This is a genomic window from Blautia acetica (genome assembly GCF_038739805.1).
Taxonomy (GTDB): domain Bacteria; phylum Bacillota; class Clostridia; order Lachnospirales; family Lachnospiraceae; genus Blautia.
The window spans coordinates 1-21,039 of the sequence record NZ_JBBEWO010000008.1; the positions used below are offsets into that span (position 1 = coordinate 1).

The 21,039-nt window shown below is 44.0% G+C and carries 20 protein-coding genes, 6 tRNA genes and 1 rRNA gene; 25 read left to right on the forward strand and 2 right to left on the reverse strand.

The window, feature by feature from the left end; all coding sequences use genetic code 11:
- From WBS51_RS07095 to WBS51_RS07140, 10 genes are all read left to right on the forward strand, one after another.
- Nucleotides 1-120: ribosomal RNA gene (locus WBS51_RS07095) — 23S ribosomal RNA — on the forward strand; the annotation flags it as partial.
- Nucleotides 121-207: 87 nt separating this feature from the next.
- Nucleotides 208-280, forward strand: a tRNA-Asn gene (locus tag WBS51_RS07100).
- A 13-nt stretch (nt 281-293) separates the two neighbouring features.
- Nucleotides 294-365 (forward strand) — tRNA-Glu (locus tag WBS51_RS07105).
- 27 nt (nt 366-392) lie between these two features.
- Nucleotides 393-465, forward strand: a tRNA-Thr gene (locus tag WBS51_RS07110).
- A gap of 4 nt (nt 466-469) precedes the next feature.
- Nucleotides 470-543: transfer RNA gene (locus WBS51_RS07115), tRNA-Ile, on the forward strand.
- A gap of 34 nt (nt 544-577) precedes the next feature.
- Nucleotides 578-651 (forward strand) — tRNA-Asp (locus tag WBS51_RS07120).
- Nucleotides 652-679: 28 nt separating this feature from the next.
- Nucleotides 680-766 (forward strand) — tRNA-Leu (locus tag WBS51_RS07125).
- A gap of 73 nt (nt 767-839) precedes the next feature.
- On the forward strand, nt 840-1,055 hold the full coding sequence (locus WBS51_RS07130) for an acyltransferase family protein (RefSeq protein WP_291681628.1): 216 nt from the start codon (nt 840-842) through the stop codon (nt 1,053-1,055).
- Nucleotides 1,024-1,776 carry an acyltransferase family protein gene (locus WBS51_RS07135; RefSeq protein WP_291681626.1) on the forward strand — a complete coding sequence of 251 codons (753 nt, stop codon included), beginning with the start codon at nt 1,024-1,026 and terminating at the stop codon, nt 1,774-1,776. The genes WBS51_RS07130 and WBS51_RS07135 overlap by 32 nt, the downstream gene beginning before the upstream one ends.
- A 432-nt stretch (nt 1,777-2,208) precedes the next feature.
- A complete protein-coding gene (locus tag WBS51_RS07140; RefSeq protein ID WP_342694059.1) occupies nt 2,209-2,670 on the forward strand; it encodes an SGNH/GDSL hydrolase family protein in 462 nt (153 codons plus the stop codon).
- A 71-nt stretch (nt 2,671-2,741) separates the two neighbouring features.
- Here the strand turns inward: WBS51_RS07140 and WBS51_RS07145 are convergent, their stop codons facing one another.
- Nucleotides 2,742-3,530 (reverse strand): sulfite exporter TauE/SafE family protein, encoded by a 789-nt coding sequence (locus WBS51_RS07145; protein ID WP_173747988.1) that lies wholly within the window; start codon nt 3,528-3,530, stop codon nt 2,742-2,744.
- Nucleotides 3,531-3,648: 118 nt separating this feature from the next.
- On the opposite strand from WBS51_RS07145, the gene WBS51_RS07150 reads away from it, so the two are divergent.
- From WBS51_RS07150 to hflX, 10 genes are all read left to right on the forward strand, one after another.
- Entirely contained in the window at nt 3,649-4,527 is an 879-nt protein-coding gene (locus WBS51_RS07150) for a LysR family transcriptional regulator (RefSeq protein WP_173747985.1), read from the forward strand.
- 254 nt (nt 4,528-4,781) lie between these two features.
- The gene (rho, locus tag WBS51_RS07155) at nt 4,782-6,203 is read left to right on the forward strand and encodes a transcription termination factor Rho (RefSeq protein WP_173747983.1); all 1,422 of its coding nucleotides are present in this window, start codon (nt 4,782-4,784) and stop codon (nt 6,201-6,203) included.
- A gap of 118 nt (nt 6,204-6,321) precedes the next feature.
- Nucleotides 6,322-6,525, forward strand: coding sequence for a 50S ribosomal protein L31 (gene rpmE, locus WBS51_RS07160; RefSeq protein WP_003022634.1), 204 nt, complete (start codon nt 6,322-6,324; stop codon nt 6,523-6,525).
- A gap of 57 nt (nt 6,526-6,582) precedes the next feature.
- Nucleotides 6,583-7,560: a DUF1385 domain-containing protein gene (locus WBS51_RS07165; RefSeq protein WP_291681617.1), complete on the forward strand. Its 978-nt coding sequence runs from the start codon at nt 6,583-6,585 to the stop codon at nt 7,558-7,560.
- A gap of 1 nt (nt 7,561) precedes the next feature.
- A complete protein-coding gene (prmC, locus tag WBS51_RS07170) occupies nt 7,562-8,419 on the forward strand; it encodes a peptide chain release factor N(5)-glutamine methyltransferase (protein ID WP_291681615.1) in 858 nt (285 codons plus the stop codon).
- Nucleotides 8,412-9,482 (forward strand): peptide chain release factor 1, encoded by a 1,071-nt coding sequence (gene prfA / locus WBS51_RS07175; RefSeq protein ID WP_173747977.1) that lies wholly within the window; start codon nt 8,412-8,414, stop codon nt 9,480-9,482. Before prmC ends, prfA begins: the two co-directional genes overlap by 8 nt.
- A gap of 40 nt (nt 9,483-9,522) precedes the next feature.
- A complete protein-coding gene (locus WBS51_RS07180; protein WP_173747975.1) occupies nt 9,523-10,446 on the forward strand; it encodes a nucleotidyltransferase family protein in 924 nt (307 codons plus the stop codon).
- A gap of 74 nt (nt 10,447-10,520) precedes the next feature.
- Nucleotides 10,521-11,867, forward strand: coding sequence for a phosphoglucosamine mutase (glmM, locus tag WBS51_RS07185; RefSeq protein WP_173747973.1), 1,347 nt, complete (start codon nt 10,521-10,523; stop codon nt 11,865-11,867).
- 18 nt (nt 11,868-11,885) lie between these two features.
- Nucleotides 11,886-12,917, forward strand: coding sequence for a tetratricopeptide repeat protein (locus tag WBS51_RS07190; protein WP_291681611.1), 1,032 nt, complete (start codon nt 11,886-11,888; stop codon nt 12,915-12,917).
- A gap of 235 nt (nt 12,918-13,152) precedes the next feature.
- Nucleotides 13,153-14,403, forward strand: coding sequence for a GTPase HflX (gene hflX, locus WBS51_RS07195; RefSeq protein WP_173747971.1), 1,251 nt, complete (start codon nt 13,153-13,155; stop codon nt 14,401-14,403).
- A 91-nt stretch (nt 14,404-14,494) separates the two neighbouring features.
- On the opposite strand, the gene WBS51_RS07200 is transcribed toward hflX, so the two are convergent.
- Nucleotides 14,495-15,721: an argininosuccinate synthase gene (locus WBS51_RS07200; protein WP_173747969.1), complete on the reverse strand. Its 1,227-nt coding sequence runs from the start codon at nt 15,719-15,721 to the stop codon at nt 14,495-14,497.
- 384 nt (nt 15,722-16,105) lie between these two features.
- On the opposite strand from WBS51_RS07200, the gene argC reads away from it, so the two are divergent.
- The 5 genes from argC to WBS51_RS07225 all read left to right on the forward strand — a co-directional run bounded on the left by argC (nt 16,106) and on the right by WBS51_RS07225 (nt 21,024).
- Nucleotides 16,106-17,146 carry an N-acetyl-gamma-glutamyl-phosphate reductase gene (argC, locus tag WBS51_RS07205; RefSeq protein WP_291681607.1) on the forward strand — a complete coding sequence of 347 codons (1,041 nt, stop codon included), beginning with the start codon at nt 16,106-16,108 and terminating at the stop codon, nt 17,144-17,146.
- A gap of 37 nt (nt 17,147-17,183) precedes the next feature.
- A complete protein-coding gene (argJ, locus tag WBS51_RS07210; protein ID WP_173747965.1) occupies nt 17,184-18,407 on the forward strand; it encodes a bifunctional glutamate N-acetyltransferase/amino-acid acetyltransferase ArgJ in 1,224 nt (407 codons plus the stop codon).
- 40 nt (nt 18,408-18,447) lie between these two features.
- Nucleotides 18,448-19,341: an acetylglutamate kinase gene (argB, locus tag WBS51_RS07215; RefSeq protein WP_173747963.1), complete on the forward strand. Its 894-nt coding sequence runs from the start codon at nt 18,448-18,450 to the stop codon at nt 19,339-19,341.
- Nucleotides 19,331-20,518 carry an aspartate aminotransferase family protein gene (locus WBS51_RS07220; RefSeq protein WP_173748020.1) on the forward strand — a complete coding sequence of 396 codons (1,188 nt, stop codon included), beginning with the start codon at nt 19,331-19,333 and terminating at the stop codon, nt 20,516-20,518. Before argB ends, WBS51_RS07220 begins: the two co-directional genes overlap by 11 nt.
- Nucleotides 20,519-20,589: 71 nt before the next feature.
- Nucleotides 20,590-21,024: a DMT family transporter gene (locus tag WBS51_RS07225; protein WP_173747961.1), complete on the forward strand. Its 435-nt coding sequence runs from the start codon at nt 20,590-20,592 to the stop codon at nt 21,022-21,024.
- The last annotated feature ends 15 nt before the right edge of the window (nt 21,025-21,039 follow it).

Sequence of the window (21,039 nt, forward strand, 5' to 3'; positions counted from 1 at the left end):
ATGAGATATCCCATTCGGAAGAAGTAAGACCCCTTGAAGACGACGAGGTAGATAGGGCAGAGGTGGAAGTGCAGCAATGTATGGAGCTGACTGCTACTAATCGGTCGAGGGCTTGACCTGAAAGCTTAGGGAACTAAGCGAAACGGTAAGTTGGAATTGGTTTGGTTTTGTGTATGCGGTTTTGAAGGTATAGTGTAAAATGAATATTCCTCCTTAGCTCAGTCGGTAGAGCATGCGGCTGTTAACCGCAGTGTCGTTGGTTCGAGTCCAACAGGGGGAGTTTTTTAATATCTGGCTCCTTGGTCAAGCGGTTAAGACATCGCCCTTTCACGGCGGTAACACGGGTTCGATTCCCGTAGGAGTCATTTAGCTGTTTAGCTTCACAATGAGATGCCGATGTGGCTCAATTGGCAGAGCAGCTGATTTGTAATCAGCAGGTTATCGGTTCGAGTCCGATCATCGGCTTTTTGGACCTTTAGCTCAGTTGGTTAGAGCAACCGGCTCATAACCGGTCGGTCCTGGGTTCGAGTCCCCGAAGGTCCATTCAGTTAAAGGTATCAGATAAAATTACATACATGGCCCAGTGGCTCAGTTGGTTAGAGCGCCGCCCTGTCACGGCGGAGGTCGAGAGTTCGAGTCTCTTCTGGGTCGTTCAAAATGTGAAAGCATTTTGAGAAATGCCGCAGTGGCGGAACAGGCAGACGCACAGGACTTAAAATCCTGCGGGACTTATACTCCCGTACCGGTTCGATTCCGGTCTGCGGCATTAATTAAAAGTTGTAAGATATTGTATATGCAATGTCTTACAACTTTTTTTGCGAAAAAAGGAGTAAATACAAATGAAAAAGGAAAAAGTGAATGATAAGTCACAAAACAGGTATATTGCAGGAATAGATGGACTCAGAGCAATTGCAGTTTTAATGGTATTTGCATATCATTTAAAACTTCCCATAGCAAAGGGGGGCATTATCGGAGTAACTATTTTTTTCGTGATATCAGGCTTTTCTGATTACCCATATTTTATTGACGGAATTAGAGAATACAGATACAGTTAATCTTAAGAATTTTTGGATTCGAAGAATCAGAAGATTATTTCCTGCGATTCTAACAATGGTGACGTGTTTAATATTTGCAAGTGCACTGTTTGACAGGGCTTTATTTACAAAGGCATGTTCTGACTTGCCGTCTACACTTTTGGGATATAATAATTGGTGGCAGATTTATAATCATGTTTCATATTTTGAAAATGCAGGTGCACCGTCACCGCTTACACATTTTTGGTCTTTAGCCATTGAAGCGCAATTTTATCTTGTATATCCTGTTTTATTTAAATGCATTAGTAAGCATAAAAATAGAAAAAAAGTGCTGACTGGCATTACCATAGCAGGTGCAATTGTTTCCTTGTTGTTATTAGGCTTTTTATTTAACCCATCTAAAGATCCGAGCAGATGTTACTACGGAACAGATACTCGAGCTTTTTCTCTCCGTTTTGGTGCCGTGTTGGCCTTACTGGTAGAAAAAAGTCAAATATCAGAAGAAAAATCTAAAGGAATGAGAGATTTTGCAGGTATTCTTTCTGTGCTGGTTCTTATTTATATGATGAGTGCTGTTGATGGATACAGCAGCTTTTTATACAGAGGAGGACAGGGAATGGTTTCCCTGCTGGCTGTCCTGGTAATTTACTCTCTTTTAAATCCCTGCAGTATTTTAAATAAGGTGTTGGGATTTCCAATCTTAAGATGGATTGGTGAGCGTTCTTATGGCATTTTCCGGTGATTTTATTACTTAGCAATGGTAAAAAAAGCAGTTGGTGGTTAATGCTGATTGAGGTTTTATTCACCTTTCTTTTTGCAGCATTATCTTATCATTATATTGAAACCCCTATACGATATGGAACAATCAGAAAGAACATTGCAATTATAAGAAGGAGAGTCAGAACAAAAGGGGAACGTAAAAACCAAGTCAGAGTTTTGAAACGCTGTCTTCTTATTGGTCTGGGTGTGTGTCATAGAAACCGGAATGATACTGTGTATTGCATTTGTACCAAAAGAAAAGGTGCTAAGTCATATTGACAGTTTGGAATCCCAAGCAGAGAAAGCTGAAAAATCCAAGGAAGAACATGCTTCGGTACAGAAAGAAACAAAAGAGCAGAAAGAGGAAACTGTTATATCAGATGAGGAAATTCTGAAAAATTTGAATTTGTTACTGATGGGGGATTCAATTGCAATGGGGGCAACAGATGAATTTTATGAAGTATTCCCCAATAGTATCAGTGATACGGCCGTTAGTCGATATACAACAGAAAGTTTTGATTTGTATGATTCCTATGTAAATGAAAAAGGCTGGAATGGAGATGGTGTTATTTTTGCACTTGGAACGAATGGACTGCTTTACAATTCTCTTGATACATTAAGAGAAAAAATTGGTCCCGAAAGGCCCTTTTTTGTTATTACAGCGAGAGCACCTTATACGAGCTGGGAACAGTCTAATAATGCGGAAATATATGAGTTTGTTAAATCTACGGATTATACCTATCTTATTGACTGGTATAAGGAAAGCGAAGGTCATTCAGAATATTTTGTTGAGGACGAGACGCATTTAACTTCTGAAGGGGCACAGACCTATATAAATTGTATAAAAAAAGCAGTTCTGGAAGTTTTCAAAAAATAGAAATAGGAACTATCACTTTAAATATAGAAACATTTCTGAGTTTTGTTTAAAGTGATAGTTCCTAAAATTTTTTATCCCACAAATTTAATAATATTGTAGATATTGATAAAGATAATTAAAACCATTAATCCGATAAACAATTTGTCCACGGTTTTGTCGTCGATTTTTTTATTGACTTTCCTCCCGCAGGCGCCTCCGGCAATACCGCCGACTACCATGAATACCAGTGTGATAAGCTGGAAATCGGGGACGCTTTTGGTTACCAGCGAAGACAGCAGGCTGGCTATCTGGGAAAAGAAAATAATATACAGGGAGTTTTCTGCTGCAACCTTGGTGGTCATGGAGAAGAAGAAGAACAGGACTACCAGATTGATAGGACCTCCGCCGATTCCTAAGAAGGAGGAAAGTATACCCAGGAAAACACCGATACCGATACAGGCAACAGGATTGCTTATATGGCAGGTTTTGATACGCGCCTTGTAAATGGTGTAAATCAGAGTTCCCAGGGTAACAGCCAACAGACAGGCGGCTTGTACAGCGCCTACTTTGTTTTTGTCAGGACTGAGAGAGGAAATAAGGGAAAACATGGATTTTCCCAGAAGTCCTCCTGCAGCTGCTCCCAATGCAAGGGGCAGACCGGTTTTCTGTTCTACATGAGATTCTCCGCTGCATTTGTTCTTGATAACGGAATATGTAGTCATGGAAAGTACAGTACAGCCGGACAGAAAACTGATGGTAGCCACATCCATAATGCCAAAGGCATCTAACACGGGTTTTATAATTACACCGCCGCCAATACCGCAAATAGCCCCGATAACTGAGGCTGAGAAGCAGATTAGAAAAATTAATAATAGTACCATTACAATACCTCACTTTTATATAGTCATATCTATTCTAGCCTTTTAGTGGATATATAACAATTCTTATGTTATTATAATATATATAATAAAAAACTTATGTATTGTGCGGGAGATAACAATGACACTTAGACATTTGCGTATTTTTTCAGAAGTATGTCGGCAGGAGAGCATTACGCTTGCTGCCGAGAGCATGAATATGGCACAGCCGGCGGTGAGTTATGCCATTCGGGAATTGGAAAGCTATTATGGAACAAAATTGTTTGAACGTATGAATAGAAGGCTGTATATCACGGAGTCAGGGGAACAGCTGCTTTTGTACGCAGATTCCATTCTTTCCCAGTTTGATGAGGCCAGGGATGTGCTGCGGGATGTACACGCAGTCACGCGGGTCCGAATTGGGACGAATGTATCTTTTGGTATCAGTGCATTTCCAAAGATATTTTCAGAATTTTCCCGGAGATATCCTCAGATTCCTCTTTATACCAAGGTAGAGAATTCCCGGCAGATAGAAGAACATCTCATGAGGAATGAACTGGATTTCGGAATTATGGATTATCCGCTCAATCCCCGCTTCTTTGTTTGCAGTCCCATAGGAAAGGACAGTATGACGGCAGTATGTGCACAGGATTATCCTGTAAAAGAGAGTATAACAATGGAAGAGCTGTGTGAACATCCGTTGCTGCTGAGGGAAAAGGGCAGCGGGTCCAGAAATATGGCAGAGGGATTTATGGAAAAGTATAAAAGAAAGCAGAACATTGTTATGGAGAGTATTAGTGTACAGAGTCTGATAGAAGCCTGCAGCAGTAAAATGGGAATTCTGATGATTTCCAGGTCTATTGTAGAACCTTTTATGGAGAACCACAGGTTGAAAGAAATAAAAATTCAGGGGACACAGCCGGCAAGAGAGTATTATTTTGTTCATCACAAAAGTAAATTTTTAACAAGAAGCATGAAAGATTTTCAGGAATATATGACAGCACAGTCGGGGCAGTCATAGGGAAAATGTACAAAAATAAGTAGATGGGGAAAGAAAGCCAACAAATACTTTGCAAAAAAGGAAAAGTGTGTTATGATAAGCTATATATCAAAGATATGCAGTTACAAAGTCAAAAGCAAACACAAATTCATGTCAATTCAGACGGATTTTCCTGTTTAGTGTAAAAGGTAAAATAAGGTTTCATTTATAGTACAATCAGTAAACGATTGATTTTGTTCCAGAATAATAAATTGAATTTCAGAAAGGAATATAAAATGAGAGAAAAGTATGATTCCCTGTCTCTGGGAGCATTAAAAGAAATTGCAAAGGCAAGAGGTTTAAAAGGCATTTCCACGCTGAAAAAAAGTGAACTGGTAGAGCGGATGGTTCAGGAAGACGAAAAGGACAGGAAAGCAGCAGAACAGAAAAAACAGGAGGAAACCGGAGCAGAAACCACAGTAGAGAGAAAGGCGGAGTCCAGAACAGAGGTAAGAGAGGAAAGGAAACCTGCAGTAAGAGAAGATGGACAGGATAATCGAAATAACAGAGCGCCCATGGAGCAGTCTGAACTGGACAGCGGCATTACGGTAAAGGGAATTCTGGAGGTACTGCCGGACGGATACGGATTTATCCGGAGCGACAATTATCTTCCGGGGGATAATGACGTGTATGTTTCCCCGTCCCAGATTCGCAGATTCAATCTGAAAACAGGCGATATTTTAAGAGGAAACACAAGGGTGAAAAGTCAGAACGAGAAGTTTTCCGCTCTTTTGTATGTGACCCACATCAACGGAATTAAGGCAAATGAAATGCAGCGTATGAATTTTGAGGATATGACCCCGATTTTCCCAAATGAGAGGCTGCATCTGGAACGTCCGGGCGGAAGTATGGCTATGCGCATTACAGACCTTGTAAGTCCTATCGGAAAGGGACAGAGGGGAATGATTGTATCTCCGCCCAAAGCAGGTAAGACAACCCTTTTAAAGGACGCGGCAAAATCCATTCTTCGGAACAATCCGGAAATGCACCTGATTATTCTGCTGATTGATGAGCGTCCGGAAGAGGTTACAGATATAAAGGAGGCCATCAAAGGCAAAAACGTGGAAATTATTTATTCTACTTTTGATGAACTGCCGGAGCATCACAAGCGTGTGTCTGAAATGACCATTGAGCGTGCAAAACGTCTGGTAGAACACAAAAAAGACGTTACGATTTTCATCGACAGTATTACAAGACTGGCAAGGGCATATAACCTGACAGTTCCCCCAAGCGGACGTACCCTTTCCGGTGGTCTTGACCCGGCTGCCCTGCATATGCCCAAGCGTTTCTTCGGTGCGGCCAGAAACATGAGAGAGGGCGGAAGTCTGACCATTCTGGCAACTGCACTGGTGGATACAGGAAGCAAGATGGATGACGTTGTGTACGAAGAATTTAAGGGGACCGGTAATATGGAACTGGTGCTGGACAGAAAACTCCAGGAAAAGAGGGTTTTCCCGGCTATCGACATTGCAAAATCCGGAACAAGAAGGGAAGACCTGCTTTTGAACAGGGAAGAACAGGAAGCCGTGGACATTATGCGGAAAGCCTTAAACGGCATGAAGTCAGACGAAGCTACGGAAAATATTCTGAATATGTTTGCCAGAACAAGGGACAATGCAGAATTTGTACAGATGGTGAAAAAGCAGAGGATTCTTTAAAGAAAACCCTAATAAGCCTTGCATTTGGTGTCAGAATATGCTATAATGCAAAAGCTGTTTGAATTTGAAAACGCAATAAAACAATATAAATAATCAAAATATATAAGAGGTGAAAAAAATGAGAGAAGGAATCCATCCAAATTATCAGGAATGTACAGTAACTTGCAACTGTGGAAATACATTTAAGACAGGTTCTACTAAATCTGAACTCCGTGTAGAAGTTTGCTCTAAATGTCATCCTTTCTATACAGGACAGCAGAAAGCTGCACAGGCTCGTGGACGTATTGATAAGTTCAACAAGAAATACGGCATGAATAAATAAGAGGTAGAAGAGGCTGAGGTTTGAGGACTTCGGCCTCTTATTGCGTTTGGAGGAAACATGAAATCATCAAACATTGGCGGACAGGCTGTCATGGAAGGCATTATGATGCGGCACGGAGACGTGTATTCTGTTGCGGTGCGGAAGCCGGATAAAGAGATAGAAGTCAAGATTGAAGACTATAAGAGTATAATAAAAAGCCGGAAAATCCTGAAGCTTCCCATCATACGCGGTGTGTTTAACTTTATAGATTCTCTGGTGGTAGGAACGAAATGTCTTATGTATTCTGCCACTTTTTTTGAAGAAGAGGAAGAATTGGAGAAAAGAAAAGCGCTGACAGGGGAGGAGCGGGAAAAGCAGGAAGCCAAAAAGGAAAAGGAAGACAAGGTGCTGATGACGGCAACGGTTATTTTTTCAGTGGTATTGTCCGTAGGGCTTTTTATGGTGCTTCCTTACCTGCTGGCCAGCCTTTTACACAAGGTAGGAGCCAGTGAACATATGGTGACCGTAGCGGAAGCCATTGTGCGTATTGTACTGTTTCTGGGGTATATGCTGCTGATTTCCAGGATGCAGGATATTCAGAGGGTGTTTATGTATCACGGGGCAGAGCATAAGTGTATCAACTGTGTGGAGCATGGAAAACCGCTGACTGTGGAAAATGTTATGGCAAGTTCCCGTTTCCATAAGAGGTGCGGAACCAGTTTTCTGTTCTTTGTCATTATTATCAGTGTTATTTTCTTTTTAGGATTTTTTGCCATGGTTCCCATAAAGACCATGTGGCTGAGGATTACCGTGCGTATTTTGCTGGTGCCGGTGATTGCAGGGGTTTCTTATGAATTTATTAAGCTGGCGGGAAACAGCGACCATCCGGCGGTGGCATTTCTTTCCAAACCGGGTATGGCCTTGCAGAAGCTGACGACAAAAGAACCGACACCGGATATGGCAGAGGTGGCCATTCAGGCTGTAGAGGCTGTGTTTGACTGGAGAGCGTATCTGAAGGAGAACTTCCCGGACGTACAGACAGGCGGGGAAGATTGATATGGCAGGATATAAGGCATTACTGGAAGATGGAAAGCAGTATTTGAAAGAAAGACAGATAGAAGATGGAAATCTGGACGCATGGCTCTTACTGGAGCATGTGTGCGGTATTTCCAGAAGCTGGTACTTTGTCCACGAAGACGAGGAAGTGCCGAAAGAACAGGCAGAGCAGTATCAAAAGCTGCTTGTACAGCGGGGAGAGAGAATTCCTTTGCAGCAGTTGACTCACGAGGCATATTTTTACGGCATGAAGTTTTATGTGAATGAGCATGTGCTGATTCCCAGACAGGATACGGAGATTCTGATAGAGGAAGTGTTAAAAGAAGCTGGCGGGAAGAAGGGACTGTGCATTCTGGATATGTGTACGGGAAGCGGCTGTATCCTGCTGAGTCTGCTGACCCATCTGAAAGAGGCAGAGGGAACAGGGGCAGATTTGTCAAAGGAAGCCCTGAAAGTGGCTGAAAGAAACGGCAAAGACCTGGGAATATCAGCGCAATGGATAAACAGCGATCTGTTTGAGCTGGTTTCGGGGAAATATGATATTCTGGTGTCGAATCCCCCTTATATCCAGACAGAAGTCATTGAAGGGCTGATGGAAGAAGTGAAATTTCATGAACCCAGAATGGCACTGGACGGCCGGGAGGACGGTCTGTATTTTTACCGCAGAATTACCCGGCAGGCAGGAAATTATTTGAATCCCCAGGGGATTCTGGCCTTTGAAATCGGTTATGACCAGGGGGAAGCTGTGGCGCAGCTGATGAAGGAACAGGGATATACGGAAGTGAAAGTGATACAAGACCTGGCAGGACTTGACCGGGTTGTAATTGGAAAGAAAAATCAGGAGGAAAATCATGTTTGATAAATTAGAGGACATCTTAGTCCGCCTTGAGGAAATATTAAATGAACTGAACGAGCCCACTGTGGCCAATGACGCAGCCAGATTTCAGAAGCTGATGAAGGAGCAGAGTGAACTGCAGCCTATTGCAGACGCATATAATGAATATAAACGCTGCAAGGAGACTGTGGAAGACAGTCTGATGCTTCTGGATGAGGAATCTGACGAAGACATGCGGGAAATGCTGAAAGAAGAACTGTCAGATGCCAAGAAGAGGATTGAGGAACTGGAAAAGGAATTGAAAATTCTTCTTCTGCCAAAAGACCCTAATGATGAGAAGAACGTTATTGTGGAAATTCGTGCAGGTGCAGGCGGAGACGAAGCGGCTCTGTTTGCAGCAGAAATTTACAGAATGTATGTGAAATACGCAGAATCCCAGAATTGGAAGACGGAGATGATGAGTCTCAACGAAAATGGAATCGGCGGATTTAAAGAAGTTACTTTTATGATTAACGGAAAAGGTGCGTATTCCAGACTGAAATACGAAAGTGGTGTACATCGTGTACAGCGTGTTCCGGAAACAGAAAGCGGCGGACGGATTCATACATCCACTATTACGGTAGCCATTATGCCGGAAGCAGAGGAAATTGACTTTGAACTGGACTTAAATGACTGTAAATTTGACGTGTTCCGTGCATCCGGAAACGGTGGACAGTGCGTCAATACTACGGACTCTGCGGTACGTCTGACACATATCCCTACGGGAATCGTGATTTCCTGTCAGGACGAGAAATCTCAGCTTAAGAACAAGGATAAGGCTTTAAAGGTATTGCGTTCCAGGCTGTATGATATGGAACTGCAGAAACGTCATGATGCAGAGGCAGAGGCCAGAAGAAGCCAGGTGGGTACGGGAGACCGTTCCGAAAAAATCAGAACCTACAATTTCCCCCAGGGACGTGTGACAGACCACAGAATTAAGCTGACCCTGCACAGACTGGACAGTATTTTGAACGGGGATTTGGAGGAAATTATTGATTCGCTGATTGCTGCAGATCAAACGGCTCGCTTAAGTGGGCTGGAGCAGTAACAGATAGAGAGAATTTTTCAAAGTAAGGAGAAGTACAATTATGAAGAAAACAGCATTAGTAATTATGGCTGCAGGAATCGGAAGCCGCTTCGGAAAGGGAATTAAACAGCTTGCACAGGTAGGACCAAGCGGAGAAATTATTATGGATTACTCCATTCATGATGCCCTGGAAGCCGGATTCAACAAGGTGGTTTTTATTATCCGCAAGGATATTGAAGAAGAGTTCCGCAGTATTATCGGGAACAGAATCGAGAAAATCACAGAGGTAGAATATGTGTACCAGGATATCAACGATTTGCCGGAAGGCTATACCTGCCCTGCGGACCGTACCAAGCCATGGGGAACCGGACACGCAGTACTGGCAGCCAAAAAGGTCATTACTGAGCCGTTTATTGTTATTAATGCGGATGACTATTACGGAAAAGAAGCGTTTGTGAAAATTCACGACTATCTGGTAGAAGAAAAAACGGCAGCAGAAAAGATGGATATCTGTATGGCAGGCTTTATTCTGGAAAATACCTTAAGTGATAACGGCGGTGTGACAAGAGGGGTCTGCACTTTAGATGAAAACAAAAAACTGGTAGGTATTACAGAAACCTACAATATTCAGAAAACACCGGCAGGTCCTGCGGCTGTAGACGAAGAAACAGGAGCAAAGACACCACTGGATTCCCAGACTCTGGTTTCCATGAATATGTGGGGACTGACACCGGAATTTTTAGAAGTTCTGGAAAAAGGTTTTGTGGACTTTTTAGCAGAAGTGAAACCAGGCGAAATCAAGAAAGAATACTTGCTTCCGGCAGTGGTTGATCAGTTGATTCAGGAAAATAAAGCAGAGGTAGCGGTTCTGAAGACACATGACACCTGGTTTGGCGTAACGTATCAGGAAGACAAAGAAAAAGTAATGGAATCCTTTAAAGAACTGGTGAAAAAAGGGGTATATAAAGAAGAACTCTTTTCATAATCGGAATTTTGTGTTATCTTAGTAAATGACAAAAAGATAAAAAAAATGAATGATTGTGTAAAAAGGAGCGAGTTATGGGTAAATATTTTGGAACGGACGGCTTTCGTGGCGAGGCAAATGTGAATTTGACCGTGGAACATGCTTTTAAAGTGGGAAGATTTCTGGGCTGGTATTTCGGCAAAGAACATAAAGCGCAGATTGTAATCGGAAAAGATACCAGAAGAAGCAGCTATATGTTTGAATACTCTCTGGTGGCCGGATTGACGGCATCAGGGGCAGATGTATACCTTCTTCATGTAACCACAACCCCTAGCGTGTCCTATGTGGTGCGCACGGAGAATTTTGACTGCGGTATTATGATTTCTGCCAGTCACAATCCTTTCTATGACAATGGCATTAAGATTATCAACGGAAACGGACAGAAGATGGACGCCTCTGTGGAAGCCCAGATTGAGGCCTATATTGATGGAGAAATGGAAGAACTGCCTCTGGCAAAAAGGGAGAACATCGGACGCACCGTAGACTTCTCAGCGGGAAGAAACCGTTATATTGGCTATCTGATTTCTATTCCAACCAGAGCGTTTAAAAATATGCGTATTGGTCTGGACTGCTCAAACGGAAGCGCTTCGGCTATTGCCAAAAGTGTGTTTGACGCGCTGGGCGCCAAAACTTATGTAATTCATAACAATCCGAATGGAACCAATATTAATACAAACTGCGGTTCCACACACATCAATGAACTGAAAAAATTTGTAATAGAAAAAGGCCTGGACGTGGGATTTGCCTATGACGGAGATGCAGACCGCTGTATTGCAGTGGACGATAAGGGAGAAGAAGTAAACGGAGATTTGATTCTCTATGTCTGCGGCAAGTATATGAAGGAATGCGGACAGTTAAACAACAATACCATTGTGACAACAGTTATGTCCAATCTGGGTCTGTACAAGGCTTGTGACAGAGAAGGCATCCGCTATGAGAAAACTGCGGTAGGCGACAAGTATGTGTGCGAAAATATGATGGCAAACGGACATTCCATTGGCGGAGAACAGTCCGGGCACATTATCTTTTCCAAACATGCCACAACAGGAGACGGAATCCTGACTTCTCTGAAGCTTATGGAAGTCATTATCGAGAAAAAAGTGCCATTGAGCACACTGACAAGAGAGGTTGTCATTTATCCTCAGGTGCTGAAGAATGTAAGAGTTTATGATAAAAAAACGGCAAGGGAAAATCAGAAGGTGACAGAAGCTGTGGCTGAGGTGGAGAAAGCCCTTGGAGATGAAGGCAGAATTCTGGTAAGGGAAAGCGGCACAGAACCATTGATTCGCGTTATGGTGGAAGCCGCTACCGACGCAGTCTGCAAAGAATATGCAGATAAGGTTGTGGAAGCTATGCGGGCTGAAAATCTCATTGCCGAATAAGGAAACGGGGTTAAACGGGTGAAAAAGAAAATTGTTTTGGCGGCAGTTGTGCTGTGTCTGCTGGCCGGATGTAAAGGCAGTGAACCGACGGAATATGAGACCGGGCTGGAAAATCTGAAAAAACAGGAGTATACTCAGGCTATCGAAAATTTTCAAAATGCCATCTCTGAAGGCGGCCATGGAGTGCAGTCCTGGAGAGGAATCGGCATTGCCTGGACGGAGCAGGGGATTTTTGATAAGGCGCAGGAAGCTTTTACGACTGCTTTGGGATTGACGGAACGTTCGGAAAAAGCCTTAAAGACAGATTTATATTTTTACCTGGCAGATGCCCTGTATCATCAGGGCGAATATCAGAAATGTGTGGAAACCTGTGAGGAACTCTTAAAACTTCAGAAGAAAAAAGACGCTTACTTTTTAAGAGGAAGCGCTTACCTGCACATGGATGAATATAAGAAGGCGCACAGTGATTTTTCCAGAGTGGTGTCGGGTTCAGGTGACTATGAGGACTATCTGGATGTCTATAAGGTTTACAAGTCCTGTGACTTGAATGCAGACGGCAGCGCTTATCTGGAAAGCGCTCTGGAAATTAAGGCGAAATCGGCAGAGGATTTTTATAATGAAGGCAGAGTGTACTATTATCTGGAAGAATATGAGAAAGCCGAGAAAATGCTGAAAAAAGCGTGGAAGGAAGAATATGCGCCTGCATTGGTGTATTTGGGGAAGGTGTATCTGGACGCAGGCGAGCCCCAAAAAGCTTCTGACATATATCAGAAATGTCTGCAGCAGAAGGGACTTGAGGCAGAAGGATATAATGGGCTTGCTTACTGTTCTGTCAAGCAGGAGGATTATACCGGTGCGCTTTCCTACGTAGAGAAGGGCCTGAAAGAAAAGGATAAAGAAGTGCAGCAGGCACTTTTGTTTAATGAGATTGTGATTTATGAAAAGCAGAAAGATTTTGCCACTGCCAAAACAAAAATGCAGGAATATCTGAAACAGTATCCTGCAGATGAAGAAGCAGTGAGAGAAAATTATTTTTTGCAGACAAGATAGAGGGCTGTCGCACTGGCGACAGCCCTTTTGTCAAAGATATAGGTATCAGAACCACGGGTTGGTTTTACTACATTTTCTAAGAGATAATATACTAGAAAAAGTATAGAAAAAACAGTGGAAAGATCATAGATTTTCTGTACGAATTATATAATAATCACAGAAAAGAGGGTGGGGGCTTGCGGGAAAGAAAAGAAGGAAGTATCATAAAGGCAAGAAAACAGGACAGGAGAGTTGTATGGATTTATATGAATTAAAGGAAGAACAGGAACGAGTGATTTTAGTAGGTGTGCAGACCCAGGACGGGGATGACACGGAAGAATCTTTAAAAGAGCTGGAAGAACTGGTAAAAACCGCAGGAGCCGTGACGGTGGGGACAGTGATACAGAGCCGGGAAGCCATTCATCCGGGATATTATGTAGGCACGGGAAAACTGGAAGAAATTCGTATGGCGGCAGACGCTTATGACGCTACAGGCATTGTATGCGATGATGAACTTTCCCCTTCTCAGATGAACAACCTGGAGAGAGAACTGGGACTGAAAATCATGGACAGGACGGTAGTGATTCTGGATATTTTTGCTGCCAGAGCCAATACCAGCGAGGGAAAAATACAGGTGGAACTGGCCCAGCTTCGTTACCGGGCGGCCAGACTTACCGGGATGGGAACTGCCATGTCCAGGCTGGGCGGAGGAATCGGTACCAGAGGTCCGGGAGAGAAAAAGCTGGAAGTGGACAGACGTTTGATTAAGTCTCGCATTTCTCAGCTAAGAAAGGATTTGGAGCAGGTAAAACGGCACCGGGAACTGCTGCGAGAGGGGCGAAAGCGGGAAAATATCCGAACAGCCGCTATTGTAGGGTATACCAACGCAGGAAAGTCTACACTTTTAAATACGCTTACGGACGCCTGTGTATTGGAGGAGGATAAGCTGTTTGCCACTCTGGACCCTACAACCAGAGTGCTGGAACTGCCGGGAAAACAGAAAATTTATCTGACAGATACCGTAGGCTTTATACGGAAACTGCCCCATCATTTAATCGAGGCTTTTAAGAGTACCCTGGAAGAGGCAAAATATGCGGATTTTATTATTCATGTGGTAGATGCTTCCAATCCCCAGATGGAGGAGCAGATGTATGTGGTGTATGAAACTCTTCAGGAACTGGGGGTACAGGATAAGAAGATTGTCACCCTTTTTAACAAACAGGACAGATTGTCGGACGCAGGAATTTTTCGGGACTTTAGGGCAGACTATGTGATTAAGACCGCGGTGAAGACTGGACAGGGGCTGGAGGAATTGAAGGCTGTGCTGGAGAAATTGCTTACCGAAGACCAGATTTATATTGAGCGCGTGCTGGATTACCGGGAAGCGGGACAACTCCAGCTTATACGCAAGTACGGACAACTGATTTCAGAGGAGTACACCGATGAGGGCATTGCGGTGAAGGCCAGAGTGCCCCGGGATATTTATGGAAGAATCGGCGGAAAATAAAGAAGAATAAAAAATCTCCCCACCAGAGGGTGCGTGTTCTGGTGGGGAGATTTTTATGCGGAAAATAAATTTCCTTTATCGAAAGTGAGTCTTATTTCTGGTTTTTTTCAGCTTCTGCCATTTTCATAGCCCGAACCTTTAACGGAAGTCCGAATAAGGTGATGAAGCCGTCGGCATCGTGGTGGTCATATAAATCACCGGTAGTAAAGGAGGCCAGAGATTCGTCGTATAAGCTGTAAGGAGAAGTTGTGCCGGCTTTGATGATGTTGCCTTTATACAGTTTGAACTTTACTTCTCCTGTAACGTATTTCTGTGTGGATTCCACAAAGGCCTGAATGGCTTCACGAAGAGGTGTGAACCATTTTCCTTCATATACAATCTGTGCAAACTGGCTGCCCAGCTTTTTCTTCATTTCCATGGTATCACGGTCCAGAATCAGTTCTTCCAACTGGTCATGGGCTTCCATGAGAATAGTTCCGCCCGGTGTCTCATATACGCCGCGGGATTTCATGCCTACCACACGGTTCTCCACAATATCAATAATACCGATACCGTTTTCTCCGCCTAATTTGTTCAGTTCCGTGATGATTTCAGATACCTTCATGGCTTTGCCGTTTAAAGTTTTCGGAACACCTGCTTCAAATGTCATGGTCACTTCTGTTTCTTTGTCCGGTGCTTTCTGCGGAGTCACACCTAAAACCAGCAAATCATCGTAGTTTGGTTCAGCAGCAGGGTCTTCCAGTTCCAGGCCTTCATGACTGATATGCCATAAGTTTCTGTCACGGCTGTAGCTGTGGCTTGCGTCAAAGGGGAGGTCAATTCCGTGAGCTTTGCAGTAAGCAATTTCGTCTTCACGGGACTGCATGGTCCACACATCAGTCATACGCCATGGGGCAATAATTTTTAAATCAGGTGCCAGAGCCTTAATTCCCAGCTCGAAACGAATCTGGTCATTTCCTTTGCCGGTTGCACCGTGACAGATAGCGGAAGCTCCTTCTTTTCTTGCAATTTCTACCAGACGTTTTGCGATGCCGGGACGAGCCATGGAAGTACCAAGAAGGTATTTGTGCTCATACACAGCGCCGGCCTGTACGCAGGGAACAATGTAGTCATCACAGAATTCATCAACAATATCTTCAATATATAATTTGGAAGCGCCGGAAAGTGCAGCGCGTTCTTCCAGTCCGTCTAATTCTGCGCCCTGACCACAGTCGATACAGCAGCAGATAACCTCGTAATCAAAATTTTCCTTTAACCATGGAATTAACGCGGTAGTGTCCAGTCCGCCGGAATATGCCAGAATTACTTTTTCTTTCATAATAAATATCCTCCTTTATCACAGGTTTGCTATGTGAAATTTTTTTGTTTCGCCTTCGTTGGTATTAATATACAACAAAAATTATAATTATGCAATAGGGAAATGCAAAAAAATAAAAAAATTTACTGGGATGAAAAGATATGCATGGCGGTTATAACAGATATTACTCTGGAATATCCTATTTATATAAGGGGTTTTAAAGAGAAGGGTAATCTGGAAAAAACAGAAAATTTCAGAAAAAACACTTGCATATACAAAAATATGGATGTATAATTATTCAAAAATTTATAAAAATATGCAGGGAGAGAAAGCAGTGCAGTCTTTTCTTGCAGAGCAAAAGAATCAGGAGTATGATGAAAAAAACAGGAAATGAGGGATAAGGCTATGATTAAGGTGGGAATTATCGGTGCAACCGGATATGCGGGACAGGAATTGGTCCGGCTTTTAAAGGGGCATGGAAATGCGGAAATCAAATGGTATGGGTCCAGAAGCTACATTGATAAGAAGTATGCCCAGGTTTACCAGAATATGTTTCAGATTGTAGAGGAAACCTGTCTGGACGACAACATGGAGGAATTGGCAGAGCAGGTAGATGTGATTTTTACAGCAACACCCCAGGGGTTGTGTGCTTCCATGGTCAAGGAAGAAATCCTTTCCAAGGTGAAAATAATTGACCTGAGCGCAGATTTCCGTATAAAAGATGTGTCTGTTTATGAAAAATGGTACGGTTTAGAACACAAATCGCCTCAGTTTCTGCCGGAGGCTGTGTACGGGCTGTGTGAGATGAACCGGGACAAGATAAAAAAGGCGAGGCTGGTGGCAAATCCGGGCTGTTATACCACCTGCAGTATCCTTACCTGTTATCCGCTGGTAAAGGAAGGGCTGATTGATGGAAATACCTTGATTATCGACGCCAAATCCGGTACTTCCGGGGCTGGAAGAGGAGCAAAGCTGGACAATCTGTTCTGTGAAGTCAATGAAAATATGAAGGCTTATGCAGTAGCCAGTCACCGTCACACACCGGAAATCGAAGAACAGCTGGGCTATGCCGCAGGAAAAGAAATTACACTGAACTTTACCCCTCATCTGGTTCCCATGAACCGGGGAATTCTGGTGACAGCCTACGCTTCTCTGACAAAACAGGTATCTTATGAAGAGGTAAAGGCCGTATATGACAAATATTATGAAAAAGAGCAATTTGTCCGTGTGCTGGAAAAAGATGTGACACCCCAGACCCGTTGGGTAGAGGGAAGCAATTACACGGATATAAATTTCAAAATTGACCCGAGAACTAACCGGATTATTCTTATGGGCGCTATTGACAATCTGGTAAAAGGGGCGGCCGGACAGGCTGTGCAGAATATGAATCTGCTGTTTGGAGAAAAAGAAAACAGGGGACTGGAACTGGTTCCCATGTTTCCATAAAGCATTTCAGAAAGAGATAGGATGAGGAGGCAGTAAGATGAAGGTAATAGAGAACGGCATTACAGCCCCAAAGGGGTTTTTGGCAGCAGGCCTTGCGGCGGGAATTAAAAAGGGAAACAAAAAGGATATGGCCATGGTGTATAGTCAGAAACCATGTCAGACCGCCGGAACTTTTACCACCAATGTGGTGAAAGCGGCGCCTGTGAAATGGGACAAACATTTGGTGGATAACGCAGCATATACACAAGCCATTGTGTGCAACAGCGGTATTGCCAATGCCTGTACTGGAACAGAAGGGTACAGTTACTGTCAGGAAACAGCAAAAACGGCGGCAGAAGCGCTGCAGATACCGGAAGAGGCAGTTTTGGTGGCATCTACAGGTGTTATCGGACAGCAGCTTCCCATAGATATCTTAAAAGAAGGGGTAAAAAAGCTGGTTCCGGTGCTTTCTGATTCCAGAGAGGCGGGAATTCTGGCAGCCCAGTCTATTATGACTACGGACACTGTGAGGAAGGAATGTGCTGTAGAAATGGAACTTTCGGGCGCAAAGGTGACCATAGGCGGCATGTGCAAGGGTTCCGGCATGATTCACCCCAATATGTGCACCATGCTGGGCTTTGTCACCACAGACGTGCAGATTACCAAAGAACTTCTGCAGGAAGCCTTGAGTGAAATTGTTCAGGATACCTACAATATGATTTCTGTGGACGGGGATACTTCAACCAATGATACCGTGTTGGTGCTGGCAAACGGCATGGCGGAAAATCCTTTGATTAGCGAGAAAAATCAGGATTATGAAACTTTTAAAGAGGCTCTTTTGTATGTAAATACAAGTCTGGCTAAGCAGATTGCAGCAGACGGGGAAGGGGCTACGGCACTGTTTGAAGTGAAGATTACGGGGGCAGAGACAAAGGAGCAGGCAGTGACATTGGCAAAATCTGTCATAACCTCGAATCTGACAAAAGCGGCTGTTTTCGGCCATGATGCCAACTGGGGCAGAATCCTGTGTGCCATGGGGTATTCCGGGGCACAGTTTGACCCCGACAAAGTGGATTTGTTCTTTGAAAGCGCAGCAGGGAAAATTCAGATTTTAAAGGACGGAGTGGCCGTGGATTACAGTGAGGAGGAAGCTACCAGAATTCTTTCGGAAAAACAGGTGACTGCAGCAGCGGACATCAAGCTGGGAAAGGAATCGGCTGTGGCCTGGGGCTGTGATTTGACTTATGATTATGTGAAAATTAACGCGGATTACAGGTCTTAATGGTTTATGGAATAGAAGAAAAAGAAGGGCAGGGAGAAACATGGTAAAGCAGAAATATCTTGACAAAGCAGAGGTGCTGATTGAGGCGCTTCCCTATATTCAGCGGTTTAACCGGAAAATTATTGTGGTGAAATATGGCGGAAGTGCCATGGTGGACGAGGAATTAAAGAAAAGCGTCATTCAGGATGTGGTACTGTTAAAGCTGGTGGGATTTAAACCCATTATTGTCCACGGCGGCGGAAAGGAAATCAGCAAGTGGGTAAGCAAAGTGGGAAAAGAGCCCAGATTTGTCAACGGGCTGCGGGTAACGGACGAGGAAACCATGGAACTGGCAGAAATGGTGCTGGGAAAAGTAAATAAGGAACTGGTAAGCCTGGTGGAATCCCTGGGGGTTCGGGCTGTGGGACTCAGCGGAAAGGACGGAGGACTTCTGCGGGTAGAGAAGAAGTTCTCCCAGGGGCAGGATATCGGATTTGTGGGAAATGTTACGGATGTAAATCCCCAGATTCTTCTGGACCTTCTGGAAAAAGACTTTCTGCCCATTGTGTGTCCCATTGGTATGGATGATAATTATGCGGCTTACAACATCAATGCCGACGATGCAGCCTGTGCCATTGCAAAGGCCATGCATGCGGAAAAACTGGCATTTCTGACGGATATCGAAGGGGTTTACAAAGACCCGGAAGACCCGGAAAGCCTGATTTCCAAGTTGTTTGTAAAAGAGGCAAAGGAACTGATTTTCAACGGAAATGTGGGCGGCGGTATGATTCCCAAGTTGCAAAACTGTATGGATGCCATTGAGGAAGGCGTTTCCAGAGTGCATATTCTGGACGGCAGGATAAAACATTGTCTGCTTCTGGAAATCTTTACGGATAAGGGAATCGGAACCGCTATTCTGAGAAAGGAGGGCATACAGCATTATGATGTGCAGTAAGGAATATATGGAACTGGCAGAGAACAGTATCCTTCATACTTATAATCGTTTTCCCGTGGTGCTGGAAAAGGGAGAAGGCGTGTATCTTTATGACCTGGACGGAAAGAAGTATCTGGACTTTGGCGCGGGAATTGCGGTTTTTGCCCTGGGGTATGGAAATGAGGAGTACAACGAAGCTTTAAAAATCCAGATTGACAAGCTGATACATACCTCAAATCTCTATTACAATACGCCTATGGCGGAGGCGGCTCACAAACTTTTGAAAGCGTCGGGTATGAGTCGGGTGTTTTTTACCAACAGTGGTACAGAAGCCATAGAAGGGGCTATTAAGGCAGCCAGAAAGTATGCCTGGTTAAAGGATAACAGCACGGACCATGAAATTATCGCCATGCGTCATTCCTTCCACGGCAGAAGTCTGGGGGCTTTGTCTGTTACCGGAAACAGTCATTATCAGGAACCCTTTAAGCCTTTAATCGGAGGGGTGAAATTTGCGGATTTTAATGATTTGGACAGCGTAAAAGCAGCAGTGACAGAGAAAACCTGTGCAATTATCCTGGAAACCGTCCAGGGAGAAGGCGGCATTTATCCCGCAGAGGAAGGCTTTTTAAAGGGTGTGAAAAAACTCTGTGAGGAAAAGGATATTCTGCTGATTTTAGATGAAATTCAGTGCGGCATGGGACGGACGGGCAGCATGTTTGCCTGGCAGGCGTACGGCACAGAGCCGGATATTATGACCTGCGCCAAAGCCCTGGGCTGCGGTGTGCCGGTAGGGGCTTTTGTGCTGGGTGAAAAAGCCGCGGAAAAATCTTTGGAGCCGGGAGACCACGGAACCACTTACGGTGGAAATCCTCTGGCCTGTGCGGCGGTAAGCAAGGTGTTTGATTTATTTGAAAAACAGGATATTCTGCACCATGTACAGGAAATTTCCGGTTATTTGGAGAAAAAGCTGGATGGCCTTGTGGATAAGTATGAATTTTTGAGTGAACGGCGTGGAAAAGGTCTGATGCAGGGACTGGAGGTTGCCGGAAGGCCTGTGGGAGAGATTGTTTCAAAAGCGCTGGAAAATGGTTTGATTGTAATTTCAGCGGGAAATCATGTGCTGCGGTTTGTGCCGCCGCTTATTGTTACCCGGGAACATATTGATGAGATGATAGAAAAGCTGGAAAAGAGTTTTTAAAGATATAGGTATAAAAGTGGTTTCTCTGGAAATTCTATGTAACAGGACAGAAGAAACGGAGGAACACAAGCATGTGGGGCATTTTAGTTGCTTTGCTTTCCGGTGCGCTGATGAGCGTGCAGGGAGTTTTTAATACGGAACTGACCAAACAGACCAGCCTTTGGGTATCCACAGGCTGGGTACAGATTTCAGCCTTTTTAATCTGTGTGTGTGCCTGGCTTTTTACCGGACGGGAGGAAGCGGGTGCACTTTTGCGGGTAGACCACAAATACCTTCTGCTGGGAGGGGTTATCGGCGCTTTTATTACTGTGACGGTGATTCAGAGTATGTCATCTCTTGGGCCTGCCCGGGCGGCTATGCTCATTGTGGTGGCTCAGCTTGCGGTCGCTTATGTGATTGAGCTTCTGGGCCTTTTCGGAGTGGAAAAGGTGGATTTTGAGTGGCGCAGGCTTATCGGCATGGCTGTGGCTATTGTGGGAATCATAATTTTTAAATGGGAAAAATAGACAAAAACAGCCGTG